The sequence below is a fragment of the Ruegeria sp. CG3 genome, assembly GCF_056537205.1.
The window spans coordinates 361,005-379,038 of the sequence record NZ_JBQFRC010000001.1 but is presented as its reverse complement, the minus strand read 5'-3'; the positions used below and the strand labels follow the sequence as shown (position 1 = coordinate 379,038).

19 protein-coding genes and 1 riboswitch are annotated in these 18,034 nt (G+C 67.5%); of the genes, 17 read left to right on the top strand and 2 right to left on the bottom strand.

Annotation, left to right across the window (positions count from 1 at the left end):
- The first annotated feature begins 1 nt into the window (after position 1).
- Genes cobN through cobJ form a run of 5 tightly spaced genes read left to right on the top strand, consistent with a single transcriptional unit; the run spans position 2 to position 6,522 of the window.
- Positions 2-3,295 (top strand): cobaltochelatase subunit CobN, encoded by a 3,294-nt coding sequence (cobN, locus tag ACR0NB_RS01820; RefSeq protein WP_480774794.1) that lies wholly within the window; start codon positions 2-4, stop codon positions 3,293-3,295.
- Entirely contained in the window at positions 3,292-4,419 is a 1,128-nt protein-coding gene (gene cobG / locus ACR0NB_RS01815) for a precorrin-3B synthase (RefSeq protein WP_170338213.1), read from the top strand. Before cobN ends, cobG begins: the two co-directional genes overlap by 4 nt.
- Positions 4,419-5,048, top strand: coding sequence for a precorrin-8X methylmutase (locus ACR0NB_RS01810; protein ID WP_170446721.1), 630 nt, complete (start codon positions 4,419-4,421; stop codon positions 5,046-5,048). Before cobG ends, ACR0NB_RS01810 begins: the two co-directional genes overlap by 1 nt.
- Positions 5,045-5,773, top strand: a complete 729-nt coding sequence (locus ACR0NB_RS01805) for a precorrin-2 C(20)-methyltransferase (RefSeq protein ID WP_480774793.1) — start codon at positions 5,045-5,047, stop codon at positions 5,771-5,773. Before ACR0NB_RS01810 ends, ACR0NB_RS01805 begins: the two co-directional genes overlap by 4 nt.
- Positions 5,770-6,522 carry a precorrin-3B C(17)-methyltransferase gene (gene cobJ / locus ACR0NB_RS01800; protein ID WP_170338207.1) on the top strand — a complete coding sequence of 251 codons (753 nt, stop codon included), beginning with the start codon at positions 5,770-5,772 and terminating at the stop codon, positions 6,520-6,522. Before ACR0NB_RS01805 ends, cobJ begins: the two co-directional genes overlap by 4 nt.
- Here the strand turns inward: cobJ and ACR0NB_RS01795 are convergent.
- Positions 6,495-7,244 carry a cobalt-precorrin-6A reductase gene (locus ACR0NB_RS01795; protein ID WP_170338205.1) on the bottom strand — a complete coding sequence of 250 codons (750 nt, stop codon included), beginning with the start codon at positions 7,242-7,244 and terminating at the stop codon, positions 6,495-6,497. The genes cobJ and ACR0NB_RS01795 overlap by 28 nt on opposite strands.
- Here ACR0NB_RS01795 and cbiE point away from each other — a divergent pair.
- The 9 genes from cbiE (at position 7,243) to ACR0NB_RS01750 (ending at position 14,088) form a co-directional block, all read left to right on the top strand.
- On the top strand, positions 7,243-8,442 hold the full coding sequence (gene cbiE / locus ACR0NB_RS01790; RefSeq protein WP_480774792.1) for a precorrin-6y C5,15-methyltransferase (decarboxylating) subunit CbiE: 1,200 nt from the start codon (positions 7,243-7,245) through the stop codon (positions 8,440-8,442). The two genes, ACR0NB_RS01795 and cbiE, sit on opposite strands and share 2 nt — an antisense overlap.
- Positions 8,439-8,807, top strand: coding sequence for a cobalamin biosynthesis protein (locus tag ACR0NB_RS01785; protein WP_005981993.1), 369 nt, complete (start codon positions 8,439-8,441; stop codon positions 8,805-8,807). Before cbiE ends, ACR0NB_RS01785 begins: the two co-directional genes overlap by 4 nt.
- Positions 8,804-9,598 (top strand): precorrin-4 C(11)-methyltransferase, encoded by a 795-nt coding sequence (cobM, locus tag ACR0NB_RS01780; protein ID WP_480774791.1) that lies wholly within the window; start codon positions 8,804-8,806, stop codon positions 9,596-9,598. Before ACR0NB_RS01785 ends, cobM begins: the two co-directional genes overlap by 4 nt.
- Positions 9,591-10,907: a cobyrinic acid a,c-diamide synthase CobB gene (locus ACR0NB_RS01775; protein ID WP_480774790.1), complete on the top strand. Its 1,317-nt coding sequence runs from the start codon at positions 9,591-9,593 to the stop codon at positions 10,905-10,907. The genes cobM and ACR0NB_RS01775 overlap by 8 nt, the downstream gene beginning before the upstream one ends.
- Positions 10,904-11,632: a uroporphyrinogen-III C-methyltransferase gene (gene cobA, locus ACR0NB_RS01770; protein ID WP_480774789.1), complete on the top strand. Its 729-nt coding sequence runs from the start codon at positions 10,904-10,906 to the stop codon at positions 11,630-11,632. The genes ACR0NB_RS01775 and cobA overlap by 4 nt, the downstream gene beginning before the upstream one ends.
- Positions 11,625-12,368: a precorrin-6A synthase (deacetylating) gene (cobF, locus tag ACR0NB_RS01765; RefSeq protein ID WP_170443311.1), complete on the top strand. Its 744-nt coding sequence runs from the start codon at positions 11,625-11,627 to the stop codon at positions 12,366-12,368. Before cobA ends, cobF begins: the two co-directional genes overlap by 8 nt.
- A gap of 43 nt (positions 12,369-12,411) precedes the next feature.
- Positions 12,412-12,620: riboswitch (cobalamin riboswitch) on the top strand.
- 36 nt (positions 12,621-12,656) lie between these two features.
- Positions 12,657-12,827: a CbtB domain-containing protein gene (locus tag ACR0NB_RS01760; protein WP_005981986.1), complete on the top strand. Its 171-nt coding sequence runs from the start codon at positions 12,657-12,659 to the stop codon at positions 12,825-12,827.
- Between the two features lie 3 nt (positions 12,828-12,830).
- Complete coding sequence (locus ACR0NB_RS01755; RefSeq protein WP_170337718.1) at positions 12,831-13,529, top strand: CbtA family protein; 699 nt, start codon at positions 12,831-12,833, stop codon at positions 13,527-13,529.
- 64 nt (positions 13,530-13,593) lie between these two features.
- Positions 13,594-14,088, top strand: coding sequence for a hypothetical protein (locus ACR0NB_RS01750; protein ID WP_480774788.1), 495 nt, complete (start codon positions 13,594-13,596; stop codon positions 14,086-14,088).
- Here ACR0NB_RS01750 and ACR0NB_RS01745 read toward each other — a convergent pair.
- On the bottom strand, positions 14,076-14,420 hold the full coding sequence (locus ACR0NB_RS01745; protein ID WP_170390548.1) for a DUF1636 family protein: 345 nt from the start codon (positions 14,418-14,420) through the stop codon (positions 14,076-14,078). The genes ACR0NB_RS01750 and ACR0NB_RS01745 overlap by 13 nt on opposite strands.
- 144 nt (positions 14,421-14,564) lie before the next feature.
- Between ACR0NB_RS01745 and ACR0NB_RS01740 the strand changes: the two genes are divergently transcribed.
- From ACR0NB_RS01740 to ACR0NB_RS01730, 3 genes are all read left to right on the top strand, one after another.
- The gene (locus tag ACR0NB_RS01740; RefSeq protein WP_480774787.1) at positions 14,565-15,026 is read left to right on the top strand and encodes a DUF302 domain-containing protein; all 462 of its coding nucleotides are present in this window, start codon (positions 14,565-14,567) and stop codon (positions 15,024-15,026) included.
- Between the two features lie 79 nt (positions 15,027-15,105).
- Positions 15,106-16,725, top strand: a complete 1,620-nt coding sequence (locus ACR0NB_RS01735; RefSeq protein WP_480774786.1) for a thiamine pyrophosphate-binding protein — start codon at positions 15,106-15,108, stop codon at positions 16,723-16,725.
- Entirely contained in the window at positions 16,712-17,896 is a 1,185-nt protein-coding gene (locus ACR0NB_RS01730; protein ID WP_480774785.1) for a CaiB/BaiF CoA transferase family protein, read from the top strand. The genes ACR0NB_RS01735 and ACR0NB_RS01730 overlap by 14 nt, the downstream gene beginning before the upstream one ends.
- Positions 17,897-18,034 lie beyond the last annotated feature (138 nt).

The following is an 18,034-nucleotide window of genomic DNA, read 5'->3' as shown; positions in this document are numbered from 1 at the left end:
AATGCACGTCGTCTTCCGCGAAAGCCACGGGCTCGAAGAAACCGAGACCCCGACCGATCTGGGCCAGAGCCCGGCGGATCTGGTGGTGCTGTCCTTTTCGGACAGCGATCTGGGGGCTTTCGCGGCCGGCTGGCATCGCGGCGGCGGGCCCGAGGGGCGGATGCCCTCGTTGCGGCTGGCCAACCTGACGGCGCTGAAACATCCGCTGTCGGTCGACACCTATGTCGAACAAACGCTGGAGGGCGCCAAGGGCATCCTGATCCGGCTGATCGGCGGCGTGCCCTACTGGTCCTACGGGTTGCAGCAGGTGCTGGCGCTGGCGCAGGCCAAGGGCATCGCACTGGCGGTGCTGCCCGCCGACGGGCGCGAGGATACGCGGCTGGACGACTATTCCACCCTGCCGGTCTCGACCCTGCGGCGGCTGGCGCATCTGTGCGACACCGGCGGCGAGGTTGCGGCACAGGCGGCGCTGGCGCAGATGGCGCTGGCGGCGGGGCTGTATGCCGGACCGGTGATGGGCGCCAAGACCCTGCCCGATTGCGGCGCATGGTGCCCAGATCGCGGTGTGATCGCACCCGAGGACGCCTTCGCGGGCGAAGGCCGGCGCATCATCGTAACCTTCTACCGCGCCTACCTGACCTCGGCCGATACCGCGCCGGTCGCGGCCCTGATCCAGGAAATCCGTGCGCGGGGTCATCAAGCGGCGGGGCTGTTTGCGCCCTCGCTCAAGGCGGCTGCGGCGGCTGAGTGGCTGGCCGTGAATATCCCAGCGATGGCACCGTCGGCGATCATCAATGCCACCTCGTTTTCAGGCAAGGGCGCGTCGGGCACATCGCCCTTGGACGTGGCGGGCGTGCCGGTGTTCCAGGTCGCGCTTGCGACCTCGCGCCGCAAGGCCTGGGCCGAGGCCGAACGCGGCCTGTCGCCTGCCGATCTTGCCATGCATGTGGTGCTGCCCGAAGTGGACGGGCGCATCTCGGCCGGTGTCGCCTCGTTCAAGGAACCGGGCAAGCGCGACCCGCATCTGGAATATTCCCGCTTCACTCACCGCCCCGAGCCCGACCGGATCACCGCCATCGTCGACCGGGCTATGGCCTGGGTGGACCTGGCCGAGAAACCAAAGGCGCAACAGGTACCCGCGCTGGTCCTGTCCACCTATCCGGGCAAGGACTGGCAGATGGCCCATGCGGTGGGGCTGGACGCGCTGGCCTCGGCCGAAGCGATCCTGTCTGACCTGCAGGGCGCGGGCTATGACACCGCCCCCGCCGAGCCGATATCCGATACCCTTCTGGACGCCCGGATTTCCTGGCCGGTCTCGGCCTACCGCGCGGCGCTGGCGCAAACGCCCGAAGCGTTGCGCGCCGATCTGGAAACCGTCTGGGGCGCGCCCGAGGAGGACCCGACCTGCGCCGATGGGGCCTTCCACTTCACCGCGCTTCGGCGCGGCAAGGCGCTGGTGGCGTTACAGCCCGAACGCGGCACGCCCGAGCTGCGCGACGACGAATATCACGACCTGTCACGCACGCCCCGGCATGGCTATGTGGCCTTCTACCTGTGGCTGCGGCACGGGCTGGGCGCGGATGCGCTGATCCATATCGGCGCCCACGGCACGCTGGAATGGCTACCGGGCAAATCGGTGGCTCTGTCGGCCGAGTGCTGGCCCGAGGCGCTGATCGGCGATCTGCCGGTGATCTATCCGTTCATCGTGAACGACCCGGGCGAGGCCGCGCAGGCCAAGCGCCGGATCGGGGCCGTGACGCTGGGCCACATCCCGCCGCCGATGAAACAGAGCAGCACGCCCGACCGAATGGTGCGGCTGGAATCGCTGCTGGACGAGTTTTCGAACGCCGACGGGCTGGACCCCAAGCGGCGCGACCGGCTGCAGGCCAATATCCGGGATGAGGCACAGGCCATCGGGCTCGAGGCCGATCTGGGTCTGGATCAGGCCACCAGCACCGCCGAGGCGATCACCCGTATCGACCGCTTCGTCTGCGACATCAAGGAAAGCCAGTTCGGCGACGGGCTGCATGTCTTCGGCCGCGCATCGCAGGTTGCGGGCAATTTCGACACTGCCGCGTCAGCACATACCGAACGGCAGGCCCTGCTGGATGCATTGGCCGGCAAGCGGGTCGAGGCCGGCCCGTCCGGCTCGCCCTATCGCGGGCGCACCGACGTGCTGCCCACGGGGCGCAACCTGTTCACGACCGATCCGCGGTCGGTCCCCACCCGCGCGGCTTATGCGCAGGGGGTGAAACTGGCCGAGGAACTGGTGCGCCGCCACCTGCAGGAGGAAGGCGATTACCCCAAGGGCCTGATCGTCGATCTGTGGGGCTCGGCCACGATGCGTACGGCGGGCGAGGAATTCGCCATGGCGTTGCACTTGCTGGGCGTCAAACCGGTCTGGGACCCGGGGTCCGAGCGCGTATCGGGCGTCGAGGTCTTGCCGATCACCGATCTGGAGCGCCCGCGGCTGGACGTGACCCTGCGCGTCTCGGGCCTGTTCCGCGACGTGTTCCCGACTCTTTCCGCCCTGTTCGGTCAGGCGGTCCGGGCGCTGTCAGAACGCGACGAGGCGCCCGACTGGAACCCCTATGCCGGCCACGCTCCCGCCGCCCGCGTCTATGGCCCGGCGCCGGGCAGCTATGGGCTGAACATGACCCACCTGTCCGAGACCTATACCGACGCGGCGCGCGCGCAGGCCGGTCAGGCCTGGCTGGACGCCAGCGCCTTCGCCTTCGAGGGCGAGCACATCGCCCATGACCCCGACGGGATCACCCAGCGCGTGGCGCAGGCCGATAGCTTCGTGCACCTGCAGGACCTGACCGAGACCGACCTGCTGCTGGCCAATGACTATGCCACGCATGAGGCCGGATTTGCCGCCGCCAAAAAGCTGACCGGCGGGCAGGCGCAGCTGTATCATCTGGACAATACCCGCCCAGAAACACCCCGCGCCCGCACCCTGCCCGAGGAAATCAGCCGCGTGGTCCACGCCCGCGCCGCCAACCCCGACTGGATCGCCGGGATGCAGCGCCACGGCTTCCGCGGTGCGGCCGAGATCGCCGCGACGCTGGATCACATGGCGTCTTTCGCGCATCTGTCAGGCAGCGTCGCCCCGCATTTGTTCGACCTCTATCACGATGCCACCCTCGGAAACCCTGAGGTGGACGCCTTTTTGCAGCAGGCCAATCCCCAGGCCCGCCAAGCCATGCAGGATCGGTTCCGCGCGCTCTACGAGGCCGGGCTGTGGAACACCCGCCGCAACTCGATCCGCGCGAATCTGGAGGGTTTGGGATGAGCGCCCCGGTCGTTCAGGGCTGGTGCCCCGGCGCGCATCGCCCGATGATGTCCGGCGACGGGCTGGTAGTGCGGGTGCGCCCGCGTCTGGCTCGGCTGAGCGCCGCGCAGACGCTGGGGCTGTGCGATCTGGCGCTGCGCTTCGGCAACGGCACTATCGACCTGACCAACCGCGCCAACCTGCAACTGCGGGGTGTGGCTGAAGACGATCACCAGCCACTGCTGGCCGAGTTGTCGGCGCTGAACCTGCTGGACGCCGAACCGGGCATCGAAACCCGGCGCAACATACTTGTGTCGCCGCTTTACCAACCTGGCGACCTGACTGCGCAGCTGACACAGTCGTTGATCGACCGGCTGAGAGATCTGCCCGCCCTGCCCGCCAAGTTCGGCTTTGCAGTGGATACCGGCGAGGCGCGGCTGTTGGCTGGGGACTCTGCCGATATCCGGCTGGAGCGGGGAGCTTCGGGCCTGATCCTGCGCGCCGACGGGGCCGAGACCGGCCGTTTGGTGACCGAAGATGAGGCGATCGATCGCGTGATCGATCTGGCCATGTGGTTCGCCGAGCGCTTCACTTCTGACACCCGCCGCATGGCCCGCCTGATCGCGGTGCAGGCTCTGCCCGAGGAATGGCAGGGCCACGCCCCCGGCCCCACGGCACCGGCGCCGCAACCCGGTAAAAGCACAATCGGCCCGATCTATGGCGCGGCCTTCGGGCAACTGCCCGCCGCCGAGTTGCGTGCATTGGTCGAGGCCTCGGGCGCCGCCGCCCTGCGCGTCACACCCTGGCGGTTGTTCCTGCTGGAAGGCGGGGCGGCGATCCCCGCCCCGGCGTTCGTGACGGACGGCGCCGACCCTCTGTTGACCACCGACGCCTGCCCCGGCGCGCCATTCTGCCCGCAGGCACAGGCCGAGACCCGCGCCATCGCCCGCGCGCTGGCTCCGCGCGTGTCCGGCAGCCTGCATGTCTCGGGCTGCGCCAAGGGCTGCGCACGCATGGCCGCGGCGGACTTGACGCTGGTGGGCCGCGACGGGCGATTTGATCTTGTAAAACACGGCCGCGCGGGGGATGAGCCCCTCCAGCGCGGGCTGGACCCCGAAACACTGAAGACCATGGACCTGACCTGATGCCCTATGAATACGAAACCGACGGCGCGGCGATCTACAAGCAATCCTTCGCCACGATCCGGTCCGAGGCCGATCTGGCCCGCTTTGATCCGGACGAAGAGCAGGTCGCCGTCCGCATGATCCATGCCGCCGGGATGGTCGGGCTGGAAGAATTCATCCATTTCTCGGACGGCTTCGTGCGCACCGCCCGCGCCGCGCTGGAAAACGGCGCGCCGATCCTGTGCGACGCGCGGATGGTGTCCGAAGGCGTCACACGCTTTCGCCTGCCCGCTGACAACCAGGTCATCTGCACCCTGCATGACGAGCGCGTGCGCGCGCTGGCCGAGAAGATGGGCAACACCCGATCCGCCGCCGCGCTGGAACTGTGGCGCCCGCATCTGGAGGGTGCGCTGGTGGCCATCGGCAACGCGCCCACGGCGCTGTTTCACCTGCTGAACATGCTGGAAGACCCCGACTGCCCCCGCCCCGCCGCGATCATCGGCTGCCCGGTGGGCTTTGTCGGTGCGGTCGAATCCAAGGACGCCCTGTGGGAAGCGCAGCCGGTGCCCTGCTGCATCGTCAAGGGCCGTCTGGGCGGCAGCGCCATCACCGTCGCCGCGATCAACGCCATCGCAAGCCGGGCGGAATGAGCATGGGCACGATCTATGGCGTGGGCCTCGGCCCAGGCGACCCCGATTTGATGAGCGTCCGGGCCGACCGCCTGTTGCGCGGCGCGAAACACGTGGCCTATTTCCGCAAGCCCGGCCGCACCGGGCAGGCGCGCAAGATCGTGAACGGGATGATCCGCGACGATGCGGTCGAGTTTCCCATGGAATACCCGGTCACGACCGAGATCCCGGTCACCGATCCGCGCTACAACGCACTGCTGGCCGAGTTTTACGAACGCTGCACCGCACGCTTGAAAGAACTGGCCGATCAGGGCGAGGACGTGGTGGTGCTGTGCGAGGGAGACCCGTTCTTCTACGGCTCGTTCATGCATCTCTACAGCCGCCTGCGCGACGTGGTGCACGTCGAGGTGGTGCCGGCGATCACCGGCATGTCGGGCGCGTGGACCGCCTCGGGCGATCCGATCACTTGGGGCGACGACATCCTCACGGTGCTGATGGGAACCCTGCCCGAAGATGTTCTGGCAGACCGCATGGCGCGCACCGACGCGCTGGTGGTGATGAAGATCGGCCGCAACATCGACAAGGTGAAGCGCGCGCTGAAAACGGCGGGCCTGTTCGACCGGGCCTGGATCGTGGAATACGCGCAGATGCCCAACCAGACCGTCCGCAAGCTGAGCGACGCCTGCACCGAGGTCACGCCCTATTTCTCGATCATCATCGTGCACGGACAGGGGCGGCGGCCATGAGCGGCTGGGTCAAGATCGCCGGGCTTGGCCCCGGAAACGAGGCGCTGGTGACCCCCGAGGTGACCGCCGCCCTGGCCGAGGCGACCGATGTGGTGGGTTACATCCCCTACGTTGCGCGGGTGGCCGAACGGCCGGGCCTGGCCCTGCACGCCAGCGACAACCGGGTCGAGATCGACCGCTCGCAGCACGCGCTGCGCATGGCGGCCGAGGGCAAGCGGGTGGTCGTGGTCTCGTCGGGCGATCCGGGCGTTTTTGCCATGGCCGCCGCCGTATTCGAGGCGCTGGAAAACGGCCCGGACACATGGCGCGAGATCCCTGTCGAGGTTCTACCCGGCATCACCGCCATGCTGGCCGCCGCGGCCCGGGCGGGCGCGCCGCTGGGCCATGATTTCTGCGCCATCAACCTCAGCGACAACCTCAAGCCATGGGCCGTAATCGAGAAACGCCTGCGGCTGGCCGCGCAGGCCGATTTCGCGATGGCCTTTTACAATCCACGCTCGAAGTCGCGGCCCGAAGGCTTTGTGAAGACACTGGAAATCCTGCGGCAGGAATGCGAACCCGAGCGTCTGATCCTGTTCGCCCGCGCCGTGTCACGCCCAGACGAGGCGATCTGCATCGCGACCCTGGCCGAGGCAACGCCCGACATGGCCGACATGCAGACGGTGGTGATCGTCGGCTCATCCCTGACCCGCGTCATCGAGCGGCCCATCGGCCCCATCGTCTATACGCCAAGGTCCACGCCGGAATGAGCCAGCCAGTCCAGAACCTGCGGCACGCTTGTCAACTCGACCCGGCGGGGCAGCCTGGGCCGGTCGATCATCAGCACCGGGATGTCCAACGCTCGCGCGGCGTCCAGCTTGGCGCGCGCGCCGGTGCCGCCGGCGTTCTTGGACACCACCAGTTCGGTCCGGTGCCGGCGCATCAGCGCCGTATCGTCTTCAACCGTAAAAGGCCCGCGCGACACGACCACGTCGCAATCGGCGAAGGGCAGCGGGCCGGGCTCATCGACCAGCCGCAGAAGATAGTGGTGCTGGGGCTGCGCCGCAAAATCCTCAAGATGCATGCGCCCCACCGCAAGGAACACCCGACGCGGCGGACCGGCCAGCGCGTCGACGGCGCTGGCGATGTCGGGCACGTGTTGCCACCGGTCGCCGGGCACGGCTGTCCATTCTGCGCGGGTCAGCGCGGCCAACGGCGTCTGCGTCTGTTGGCAGGCAGCGATGGCATTGCGGCTCATCTGCGCGGCAAAGGGATGGGTGGCGTCGATCACATGGGTCACGCCGGTGTCTCGGATGTAACCCGCCAAACCCTCGGCCCCGCCAAAGCCACCCACGCGCGTCGGCAGCGGTTGCGGCCGCGGGTTGTCGACCCGGCCCGCATAGGAATAGGTTGCCGCCACACCCAAATCCGCCACGGCGCGGGCCAATGCGTTGGCCTCGGTCGTGCCGCCAAGGATCAGGAGGTTGGGCATGTCTGAAACTCCGTGGCTGACCATTCTGGGCCTGGGCGAGGATGGACTGGATGGCCTCTCGGCCGCAAGCCGTCAAGAGCTGGAGCGCGCCGAGGTCATCATGGGCCCGCCGCGGCACCTGTCGCTGGTTCCCGAAACCGGAGCCGAACGCATCGAATGGCCGGTGCCGTTCGCCGACGGGCTACCCATCCTGCAAGGGCTGAAGGGCCAGCGCACGGTGGTTCTGGCCTCGGGTGATCCGTTCTGGTTTGGCGCCGGGTCGGTGATCGCGCGCAATTTCGCCCCCGAAGACTGGGTGGCACGGCCGGGGCAGTCGACCTTCTCGCTGGCGGCGGCGCGGTTGGGCTGGCCGTTGGAAGGCACTGCCACCTTCGGCCTGCACGCCGCCCCTCTGACCCGCCTGCGTCCGCATCTGTCACGCGGCATGCGCGCCATCGTCCTGCTGCGCGACGGGACCGCTGTGGCCGAGCTGGCCCGCTATCTGACCGAGACCGGGTTCGGCGAAACGACCCTGCACGTGATGGAGGCCCTCGGCGGCCCTCGGGAACGCGCGCGCAGCATGTCCCTGACCGAAGCCCTGCTGGACTCGTTCGAGCATCCGGTCTGCGTGGCGCTTGAGGTTGCGGGCGACGGGCCTGCGCTGCCGTTGGCCTCGGGCAAACCCGACGAGATTTTCGAAACCGATGGGCAAATCACCAAACGGCCGGTGCGCGCGCTGACCCTGTCGGCGCTGGCACCCGCGCGGGGCGAGCATCTGTGGGACATCGGCGGCGGCAGCGGATCGATCGGCATCGAGTGGCTGATGTGCGACCCGTCCCTGACCGCCACCACGATCGAGCCGCGCGCCGACCGCGCCGCGCGCATCCGCGCCAATGCGGACGCGCTGGGACAGGATCGGTTGCAGGTCATCCATGGCCGGGCGCCCGATGCGCTGGACGGCCTGCCCCTGCCTGACGTGGTGTTCATCGGCGGCGGGCTGAGCGACGCGCTGCTGGACTGGGTTGCCGCCAACCTGCCCTCGGGCACCCGGCTGGTGGCCAACGCCGTGACGCTGGAAAGCGAAGCAGTGCTGAGCCAATGGCACGCCAAGCTGGGCGGCGACCTGCTGCGGATCGAACTGGCGCATGCGGGCGACCTCGGCCCCCGGCGCGGTTGGAAATCGGCCTATCCGGTCGTGCAGTGGAGCGTGACCCTATGATCGTGGCCGGGCTTGGGTTTTCGTCCACCGCGACCTGCGCCAGCCTGCGGGCCGCGTTCGACCGCGCCACCGCCGGACAGGCGGTGGACGCGCTGGCCACGGCCGCCGACAAGGCCGGCCACCCGGCGCTGGCCGAATTTGCCGCCGCCTGCGCCCTGCCCCTGCATTTCGCGGAATCGGCCGATCTGGCCGGGCAACGCACCCTCACCTGCTCGCCCCGCAGCCGCGCCAGTCATGGCACCGGCAGCGTGGCCGAAGCTTCCGCCCTTGCCGCCGCCGGACCTGGCGCGCGGCTGCTTTCACCCCGACAGATCTCGGACGACCGGCTTGCCACCTGCGCGGTCGCCATCGGAGGACAGACATGACCGTTCATTTCATCGGCGCCGGACCGGGCGCCGCCGACCTTCTGACCCTGCGCGGGCGCGACATCATCGCCGCTTGCCCGGTGTGCCTGTATGCCGGGTCGCTGGTACCCGAGGAGATCCTGGCGCACTGCCCCGAAGGCGCGCGCATCGTGAATACCGCGCCGATGGATCTGGATCAGATCATGGCTGAAATCAAAACCGCCCATGACGCCGGTCAGGACGTGGCCCGCCTGCATTCGGGCGACCTGTCGGTCTGGTCGGCGATGGGCGAACAGATCCGGCGGCTGAAACAGATGGGCATTCCCGTCAGCGTGACCCCCGGCGTTCCGTCCTTTGCCGCCGCCGCCGCCGCTTTGGGCACCGAGCTGACCCTGCCCGGGCTGGCGCAATCGGTGGTACTGACGCGCACCCCGGGGCGCGCCTCGTCCATGCCCGTGGGCGAGACGCTGGAAAACTTCGCCCGCACCGGCGCGACACTGGCCATCCACCTGTCGATCGGCAATCTGGACAAGGTGGTGGCCGACCTGACCCCCGCCTATGGCGCCGATTGCCCCGTGGCCGTGGTGTACCGCGCCAGCTGGCCGGATGAGCGGATCATCCGCGCGACGCTGGGTACGTTGAAGGACTCGCTGGACGAAAGCATCTCGCGCACCGCGTTGATCCTGGTCGGGCCGGCACTGGCCGGTGAAGGCTTCGACGAAAGCTGTCTGTATTCAAAGACCTATGACCGTCGCTATCGCCCGCAAAGCGCCGACAGCCCGTGGTCGAGCTGGAGTCACGGCGATGACTAACCCGCCCGGACTGCTGATCTCGGCCCCGTCCTCGGGGACGGGCAAGACCACGGTAATGCTGGGCCTGCTGCGCGCGCTGGCCGAGGACGGGCTGACCGTGCAACCCTTCAAGAGCGGTCCCGACTACATCGACCCGGCCTTTCACCGGGCGGCGGCGGGGCGGGCCTCGTTCAACCTGGACAGCTGGGCGATGGGCGCGCCGTTGTTGGACGCGATTGCGGCGCAGGCCAAAGGCGCCGACATCGTGGTGGCCGAAGGGTCGATGGGCCTGTTCGACGGGGTCGCCAAACCGGGAGAACTGGGCCATGGATCCAGCGCCGAGACCGCGCTGCGCATGGGTTGGCCGGTGGTTCTGGTGCTGGATGTGGGTGGTCAGGCGCAATCGGCCGCCGCAACGGCGCTGGGGTTCCGGATGTACAACCCCGACCTGCCGTTTGCCGGCGTGATCCTGAACCGCTGCGCCAGCCCGCGCCACGAACGCCTGACCCGTCTGGGGATGGAACGCGCGGGCCTGCCGGTTCTGGGCGTATTGCCCCGGCGCGGCGACCTGACCCTGCCCGAGCGGCATCTGGGTCTGATCCAGGCGGTCGAGCACCCCGATCTGGAAAGCGCAATTGCCAGCTACGCGGCCTTTCTGCGCGCGCATGTCGATCTGGAGGCGATCAAGCGGGCGGCCTCCTCGGGCCCCGCGGGGCCGTCGTCGGCCGCGCTGCCGCGCCCTCCGGCGCAACGGATCGCACTGGCCCAGGACGCGGCGTTTTCCTTTACCTATCCGCACCTTCTGGAAGGCTGGCGGGCGGCCGGGGCCGAGATCCTGCCGTTTTCTCCGCTGGCGGACGAGGCGCCGGCCCCGGATGCCGATCTGGTCTGGTTGCCCGGCGGGTACCCCGAACTGCACGCCGGAACCCTGGCTGCGGCAGAGCGGTTCCTGACCGGATTGCGCAAACATGCCGAAACGCGGCCCGTACATGGCGAATGCGGTGGCTACATGGCCCTGGGGGAAGGGCTGATCGACAAGGACGGCACCCGCCACCGGATGGCCGGCCTGCTGGGTCTGGTCACCTCGTACGAGAAGCGCAAGTTCAACCTGGGCTATCGCCGGGCCGAGTTGCTGGCCGACATGCCCGGGTTCTCGGCCGGGACCGCGCTGCGGGGGCACGAGTTCCACTATTCCTCGATCGTCGAGCAGCCCGACGCGCCCCTGGCGCGGGTTTTTGACGCCGAAGGCGCCGAAGGCCCACAAACCGGATCGCGCCGCGGGCATGTCACCGGTACGTTCTTCCATCTGATCGCAGAGGCCAGCGCATGAGCGGTTTCGTTTCCTTCATCGGGTCCGGCCCCGGCGACCCGGAGCTGTTGACCCTCAAGGCCGTGGACCGGCTGCAAAAGGCCGACGCGGTTCTGTTCGACGACCTCAGCAGCGGGCCGATCCTGAGCCATGCGCGCAAGGAGGCCGACCTTGTGGGCGTGGGCAAGCGCGCCGGGCGGCCCTCGCCCAAGCAGGACCATGTCAGCCGCCTGCTGGTGGAGTACGCCCAGACCGGCCAGCGGATCGTGCGGCTGAAATCGGGCGATGGCGGCCTGTTCGGGCGGCTCGAGGAGGAACTGGTGGCCCTGCGCGCTGCCGGGATCGCATACGAGATCATTCCGGGCATCCCCTCGGCCATTGCCGCGGCTGCCGCGGCAGGCATCCCGCTGACCCGGCGCCTGACTGCGCGGCGGGTGCAATTCGTCACCGGCCACGATGTCAGCGGCAAGCTGCCCGAGGATCTGAACCTGCCCGCGCTGGCCGACCCGGGTGCGACGACGGTGGTGTTCATGGGCAAGCGCACCTTTCCCCTGCTGGCGCAGGCGCTGCACGCGCATGGGCTGCCGCTGGATACCCCCGCGCTGATGGCCGAGTCGGTCTCGACGCCTGAGCAGTCGCTGCACCGGTCCACCGTCGGTGCCTTGGCCGAGCGCCTGGGTTCCGAGATCGGCACCGCGCCAGCGCTGATCCTTTATGGTCCGTTGGCGGAGTTCGACGATGATTGATCTGGTCTTGATCGGGATCGGCACCGGCAACCCGGACCACGTGACCTTTCAGGGCGCGCAGGCGATCCGCGCGGCCGATCTGATCCTGATCCCGCGCAAGGGCGCCAACAAGGCCGATCTGGCCGGCGTGCGCGAGGAAATCATCCGCAAGGTCACCGGCACACCGCCCCAAATCGCCTATTTCGACATCCCCGAGCGCCGGTCGCAAGATGGCTACCTGCGCGGCGTGGATGAATGGCACGACGCGATCGCCCTGCGCTGGCAGGAGGCGATGGCCCGGCACCCCAAGGCGCGCACCGTCGCCCTGCTGATCTGGGGCGACCCGTCGCTCTATGACAGTTCGCTGCGAATCGCGGCGCGGCTGGACCCGCAGCCGAACGCCACGGTGATCCCCGGCATCACGGCGCTGCAGGCGCTGACGGCGGCCCATGCCATGCCAATCAACGAGATCGGCGCGCCTTATCTGGTGACCACCGGCCGGCGCATCCGCGACGAGGGCTGGCCCAGCGACGCCGATACGGTTGCGGTGATGCTGGATGGCGAATGTTCGTTCCAGACGCTGGACATGGCCGATTTTGACATCTGGTGGGGGGCTTACGTTGGTATGCCCGAGCAGATCCTGATCAAAGGTCCGCTGGCCGATGTGGCCGATGAGATCCTGCGCACCCGCACCGAGGCCCGCGCCCGGCACGAGTGGATCATGGATATCTATGTTCTGAAAAAGCGCGGGAATTGACGCGAAAGGTCGCAAATGGCGATTGCGCCACAGCGGCATTCACGTCTAAATGGACGGGTCTGGTCCTGCCGGAGACATCCGGATGCTAAGAGGGAATTTGGTGCGGCCTGCGCGCAGGTCAAATCCGAAGCCGCCCCCGCGACTGTAAGCGGTGAGCCCTGTTCAACCAGCCACTCCCGATCCGTTCGGGGGGAAGGCGAACAGAGGCGCTGACCCGCAAGCCAGGAGACCTGCCAGGCGAACAATGAAACACCGGCCGTCGGGTGCGGCGGCACAGGAGGACAGAAAATGACGACACAAACGCAAACCGCATCAACGGCACGCGCTGGCATTCTTTCGGCAGTGTTCGCGGCAGCCCTGGGCCTGGGGATCATCACCCTGGCTGGTCACGTTCAGGCATCGGCGCTGCATGACGCCGCCCATGACGTGCGCCACGCAACCGGCTTCCCCTGCCACTAAACAATGTTCAGTCGCATTCTGACCAGCGCGTTGTTCGCTGGTGCTGCAGCCGGGTTGATCGTCGCCCTGCTGCAGTTGGTATTCGTGCAGCCTGTGTTGCTGCATGCTGAACTGTATGAATCCGGAGAGCTGGTGCATTTCGGAGCCGAAGCCGTCTCGGCCCATCCCGAGCTGCCGGGCATGTTCTCGGACCTGACCCGCGACGGGCTGAGCGTGGTGTTCACGATGCTGACCTATACCGGCTATGCGCTGGTTCTGGTCGCCCTGATGTCGCTGGCCGAAGCCCAGGGCCACCCGGTTGACGGGCGCACGGGCGTGCTGTGGGGCCTTGCCGGTTTCATCGCCTTTCACCTGGCGCCGGGCTTCACCCTGGCCCCCGAGGTTCCGGGTGTTGCCGCAGCCGACGTGTTCGCGCGGCAGATCTGGTGGTGGGCAACCGTCGCGGCTGCTGGTGTGGCCATGTGGCTGATCGCCTTTGGTGGCAACATCGTCAGCTATCTGGTTGCGGCCGTGCTGTTGATGGCCCCGCACCTGATCGGCGCGCCGGAACCCGACGTGTTCACCGGGCCGGTTCCGACCGAGATCGGGGCACTGTTCGCCGCGCGCGCCTTTGGCGTCGGCCTTGTGGCTTGGGTGCTGCTGGGTTCGTTTGCCGGGTATTTCTGGCAAAGCGAGGGCAAGCGCGTCGAAGCCGCGGCCTGATCCCCGAAATCCCACGACCCGCCGGCGCCCAACCGGCGGGTCATTTGCTTTTCAAGGAAACATGATGACACGCTCGCTTGCTCTTTTCGCGATCGGTCTGGTCTTTGGTGGGGGTGCCGGGTTCGTGCTGGCCGCGGCCAACGGCTTCACCTTCGATGGCCACGACCATTCCGACCCCGCCCAACATGGCGGCCATCACGCCGAGGCCATGGCCCATGACCACAGCGCCGCCATCAACCTGCCCGCCGGACCGGACGCGCCGGGGCTGGAGATCGCCGTCTCCCCCGACCCGATGGCGGGTTGGAACCTGCATGTGATGCCAAAAAACTTCCGCTTCTCGCCGGAGAACGCCTCGCTGGACAACAAGCCCGGCGAAGGCCATGCGCATGTCTATGTAAACGGCGTCAAGCTGGCCCGGCTTTATGGCAACTGGATGCACATTTCGGACCTGCCCAAGGGCGACACTACCATCGAGGTCTCGCTGAACGCCAACAGCCACAGCCCGCTGGCCGTGGATGGGGTGCCGGTCAGCGCCTCGGTCACGGTTCAGGTGGACTGAAACGCGGGGATCCGCGCCCGCAGACACAAGCGAAGCCGCCCGCACGGCCGGGCGTCTTCGATCCAGCCATTCGGGCTGTTCAGAATGGTCCGGCAGGTCGCCGCAATGTCATCGGCATCGGCAACCGGATCGATCCCCGAAAACACGTAGGACGCCAGGCTTTCCCCCTGCATCGCCACCACGGTCGGCTCATTGCAACCGCTGAAACAGGCGTGCTCGGCGATCTCGACCTGCCCGACCACGCCCGCAGCGCGCAGGGCGTCCGATACGGCCTGACGCTCGGCCGGCAAGTCGCGCTCGCCCGCGCAGCTGCTGCAGATCAAAACACGCATGCCACTCGCCTGCCTTTTCCGTTTCACACTGTCGCTTGTGCGGGTTTCGCACCCCCGGCGCAAGCCCGCCGCCCACGATATTGTGACTGTACGCACCCGGGAATTCGGGAAGACTTGGGCCAACCACGACCTGGAGAGCCCGTGATGAAACGTCTTATGTTTTTCCTCGGCCTGCTGGCGCTGCCCGCGCTTGCTGCCGATATCGAACCGCGGCCGGGTTGGGCCGTCCACCCGACGACCAAGACCCATGACGCGCTGGTGGCCGACACGATCGCAGCGGTCAAGGCAAACGGTCTGATCGTGGTAACGCAGGCCGGGCCCACCAAGGCCGCCGCCGCGCGCGGCATCACCATTCCGGGCAATCGGGTGATCGGCGTCTTCAACAACGACTATGCGGTGCGGGTTCTGGAACAATCGGTGCCCGCGATGATCGAGGCGCCGATCCGCCTGTACGTCACGGAAAACGAGGACGGGACCGCGACGCTGTCCTACAAAACGCCCACTTTGGTCTTTGCCCCCTACAACGGTGGCTCCGACGCCTTGCCCGCGATTGCCGCAGAGTTGGACGCCAAATTCGCCGCCATCGCCGATTTGGCTGTCAAATAGTCACACTGACGTGATGCGGCTTGCGCCGGCCCGGAACCTCCGCAATCTGCTGCGAAACGGAACTTACGGAGCTTGTTCGATGCAGGACCTGTCCCCCCGCGCTGCGGACCTTTTGGCGCAACGGCTGTACGAGGCCGGGTGCCGCCACGCCTTCGGCATGCCCGGAGGCGAGGTGTTGACCCTGGTCGATGCGCTGGAACAGGCCGGGATCACCTTTCACCTGACCAAGCACGAAAACTCCGCTGGTTTCATGGCCGAGGCGGTACATCACCGCGATGGCGCGCCGGCGATTCTGGTGGCGACTCTGGGTCCTGGGGCCATGAACGGCATCAATGTCGTGGCCAACGCGCTGCAGGACCGGGTGCCGATGATCGTGCTGACCGGCTGCGTCGATGCCGACGAGGCGCTGACCTACACCCATCAGGTCATGGATCATGCGCAGGTCTATCGCTCGATCACCAAGGGTACGTTCACCCTGACGGCCAAGGGCGCCGACATCATTGCCGACAAGGCCGTGTCGCTGGCCACGCAGCCGCGCCCCGGGCCGGTGCATATCGACGTGCCGATCTCGGTCGCCGATACACGGGTGTCGGTCGCCAAGCGCCGACGGCTGACCCGGGCCGCCCGCGTCGCGCCCGAGGGCACATGCCTCGAGAAGGCCCGCCGCTGGGTGGCCGAGGCCGAGCGTCCGCTGGCGATCATCGGGCTGGACGTGCTGTATGACGACTCGCGCAGCGTTGTGCGGGCGTTTCTGGAACATTTCGGCATCCCGTTCGTCACCACCTACAAGGCCAAGGGCGTGGTGCCCGAGGATCACCCGCTGTGCCTGGGAGGCGCGGGCCTGTCGCCCCTGGCCGACGCGCAGCTTGTGCCTCTGGTCGAACAGGCCGACCTGATCCTGTGCCTGGGCTATGACCCGATCGAAATGCGCCCCGGCTGGCGCGAGATCTGGGACCCGGACGAGAAACGCGTGATCGACATCTCGGCCGTGGTGAATGACCACTACATGCACCAGGCGGGGCTGAACCTAGTGGCCGATACCGGCGCCACGCTCGAGGCGATCGCCAAGGGCAACCCCGCCCGACCGACCTGGCCCCAAGGCCAGCCGGCGCAGGTCAAGGCCGCCTTGGCCGCGGCCTTTCCCACTGACGACGACTGGGGCCCCGCCGCCGTGATCGCCGAGACCCGCGACACCCTGCCCCCCGAAACACTGGCCACCGCCGACAGCGGCGCGCACCGCATCCTTCTCAGCCAGATGTGGCAATGCTCCGAGGCGCGCGGCCTGATCCAGTCGTCGGCGCTGTGTACGATGGGTTGCGCCGTTCCGATGGCGATCGGCCTGAAACTGGCCGAACCCGACCGCCCGGTCATCAGCTTTTCCGGCGATGCCGGATTCCTGATGGTCGCCGGTGAGTTGTCGACCGCCGCAGAAATGGGCGGAAACCCGATCTTTCTGGTCTTTGTCGATGCCAGCCTGGCACTGATCGAGCTGAAACAGCGCCAGCGCCAGATGGGCAACCGGGGCGTCGATTTCGACCGGCATGACTATGCCGCGATGGGCCGGGCGTTCGGCGGCAACGGCCACACCGTGCGCAACCGCGCCGAACTGCGCGCGGCGCTGCAGGCCGCGATGACCGCCGACACGTTCACGGTGATCGCCGCCGAGATCGACCGCGGAGGCTATGATGGCCGCATCTGAAGGGCCGCTGAAGGGCGTCAAGGTTCTGGATCTGTCACGCATTCTGGCCGGGCCGACCTGCACGCAACTGCTGGGCGATCTGGGAGCCAGCGTGATCAAGGTGGAAAACCCGGCCACCGGGGGCGATGACACCCGCCAATGGGGGCCGCCCTATGTCACCGACGCGGATGGCAACCCGACCGATCTGAGCGCCTATTTCATGGCCGCGAACCGCAACAAGAAATCCGTCGCCATCGATATCGCCACGCCAGACGGGCAGGAACAGATCCGGCGGCTGGCCTCTCATGCCGACATCCTCATCGAGAATTTCAAACCCGGCGGGCTGGCCAAATACGGGCTGGACCATGAAACCCTCTCGCGCGAATTTCCGGGGCTGATCTACTGTTCGATCTCAGGCTACGGCCAGACCGGCCCGAACGCGGCCAAGCCGGGCTATGACCTGATGGCGCAGGGCTATGGCGGGATCATGTCGCTGACGGGCGAGCCGGACGGAGCCCCTATGAAAGTCGGCGTGGGCATCGCCGACGTGATGTGCGGCATGTACGCGACCGTCGGCATACTGGCGGCGCTGCGCCACCGGGATCAGACCGGCGAAGGCCAGCAGATCGACATCGCGCTGGTCGACAGCCAGATCGCATGGCTGATCAACGAGGGCGTGAACTATCTGACCTCGGGCCAGGTTCCACAGCGGCGCGGCAATGGGCACCCCAACATCGTGCCCTACGATGTTTATGAAACCGCCGATGGGCACGTCATTCTGGCCGTGGGAAATGACAGCCAGTTCCGGCGCTTCTGTGGCTTTCTGAACCTCGATCACCTGCCCGACGACACGCGGTTCGTCACCAACCCAGCCCGGCTGGAACACCGCGACGCCCTGAACGCCGTTCTGCGGCCCGCGCTGCAGCGGCTGAAGACCAAGGCCGTCATCGATGGCCTTGAGGCGTTGAAAGTGCCGGTCGGCCCGGTTCAGACGCTGGATCAGGTCTTTGCCTCGGACCAAGTGGCAGCGCGGCGGATGCAAGTGGATATGCCAGCCCGGCCCGGCCCGGTGCGTCTCATCGGGAATCCATTGAAGTTGTCCCGCAGCCCGGTGACCTACCGCTCTGCTCCGCCCGAGTTCGGCGCTGACACGCAGACGGTTCTGAACGCGGAAAACCCCTTCGAGGATTGAAACACTCTGCCTTTTTCGGCGGCAAGTCGCTGAAACATGTCATTGAATCGGCGATTTTTTTCGCTTTTTGCGAACACAAGCTTTCACCAATTCGAGAGCAGGCCCGATACTGTTACGTCCCGTCTGCACACTCTGCTA

What these genes read in the sequence shown, in the direction of transcription:
- ACR0NB_RS01745 (WP_170390548.1), bottom strand. Translation starts at nt 14,420, where the DNA reads ATGCGTGTTTTGATCTGCAGCAGCTGCGCGGGCGAGCGCGACTTGCCG.
- cobA (WP_480774789.1), top strand. Translation starts at nt 10,904, where the DNA reads ATGAGCGGTTTCGTTTCCTTCATCGGGTCCGGCCCCGGCGACCCGGAG.
- cobN (WP_480774794.1), top strand. Translation starts at nt 2, where the DNA reads ATGCACGTCGTCTTCCGCGAAAGCCACGGGCTCGAAGAAACCGAGACC.
- cobM (WP_480774791.1), top strand. Translation starts at nt 8,804, where the DNA reads ATGACCGTTCATTTCATCGGCGCCGGACCGGGCGCCGCCGACCTTCTG.
- ACR0NB_RS01805 (WP_480774793.1), top strand. Translation starts at nt 5,045, where the DNA reads ATGAGCATGGGCACGATCTATGGCGTGGGCCTCGGCCCAGGCGACCCC.
- ACR0NB_RS01795 (WP_170338205.1), bottom strand. Translation starts at nt 7,244, where the DNA reads ATGCCCAACCTCCTGATCCTTGGCGGCACGACCGAGGCCAACGCATTG.
- cobJ (WP_170338207.1), top strand. Translation starts at nt 5,770, where the DNA reads ATGAGCGGCTGGGTCAAGATCGCCGGGCTTGGCCCCGGAAACGAGGCG.
- ACR0NB_RS01740 (WP_480774787.1), top strand. Translation starts at nt 14,565, where the DNA reads ATGAAACGTCTTATGTTTTTCCTCGGCCTGCTGGCGCTGCCCGCGCTT.
- ACR0NB_RS01730 (WP_480774785.1), top strand. Translation starts at nt 16,712, where the DNA reads ATGGCCGCATCTGAAGGGCCGCTGAAGGGCGTCAAGGTTCTGGATCTG.
- ACR0NB_RS01760 (WP_005981986.1), top strand. Translation starts at nt 12,657, where the DNA reads ATGACGACACAAACGCAAACCGCATCAACGGCACGCGCTGGCATTCTT.
- cbiE (WP_480774792.1), top strand. Translation starts at nt 7,243, where the DNA reads ATGTCTGAAACTCCGTGGCTGACCATTCTGGGCCTGGGCGAGGATGGA.
- cobG (WP_170338213.1), top strand. Translation starts at nt 3,292, where the DNA reads ATGAGCGCCCCGGTCGTTCAGGGCTGGTGCCCCGGCGCGCATCGCCCG.
- ACR0NB_RS01785 (WP_005981993.1), top strand. Translation starts at nt 8,439, where the DNA reads ATGATCGTGGCCGGGCTTGGGTTTTCGTCCACCGCGACCTGCGCCAGC.
- ACR0NB_RS01755 (WP_170337718.1), top strand. Translation starts at nt 12,831, where the DNA reads ATGTTCAGTCGCATTCTGACCAGCGCGTTGTTCGCTGGTGCTGCAGCC.
- ACR0NB_RS01735 (WP_480774786.1), top strand. Translation starts at nt 15,106, where the DNA reads ATGCAGGACCTGTCCCCCCGCGCTGCGGACCTTTTGGCGCAACGGCTG.
- cobF (WP_170443311.1), top strand. Translation starts at nt 11,625, where the DNA reads ATGATTGATCTGGTCTTGATCGGGATCGGCACCGGCAACCCGGACCAC.
- ACR0NB_RS01750 (WP_480774788.1), top strand. Translation starts at nt 13,594, where the DNA reads ATGACACGCTCGCTTGCTCTTTTCGCGATCGGTCTGGTCTTTGGTGGG.
- ACR0NB_RS01775 (WP_480774790.1), top strand. Translation starts at nt 9,591, where the DNA reads ATGACTAACCCGCCCGGACTGCTGATCTCGGCCCCGTCCTCGGGGACG.
- ACR0NB_RS01810 (WP_170446721.1), top strand. Translation starts at nt 4,419, where the DNA reads ATGCCCTATGAATACGAAACCGACGGCGCGGCGATCTACAAGCAATCC.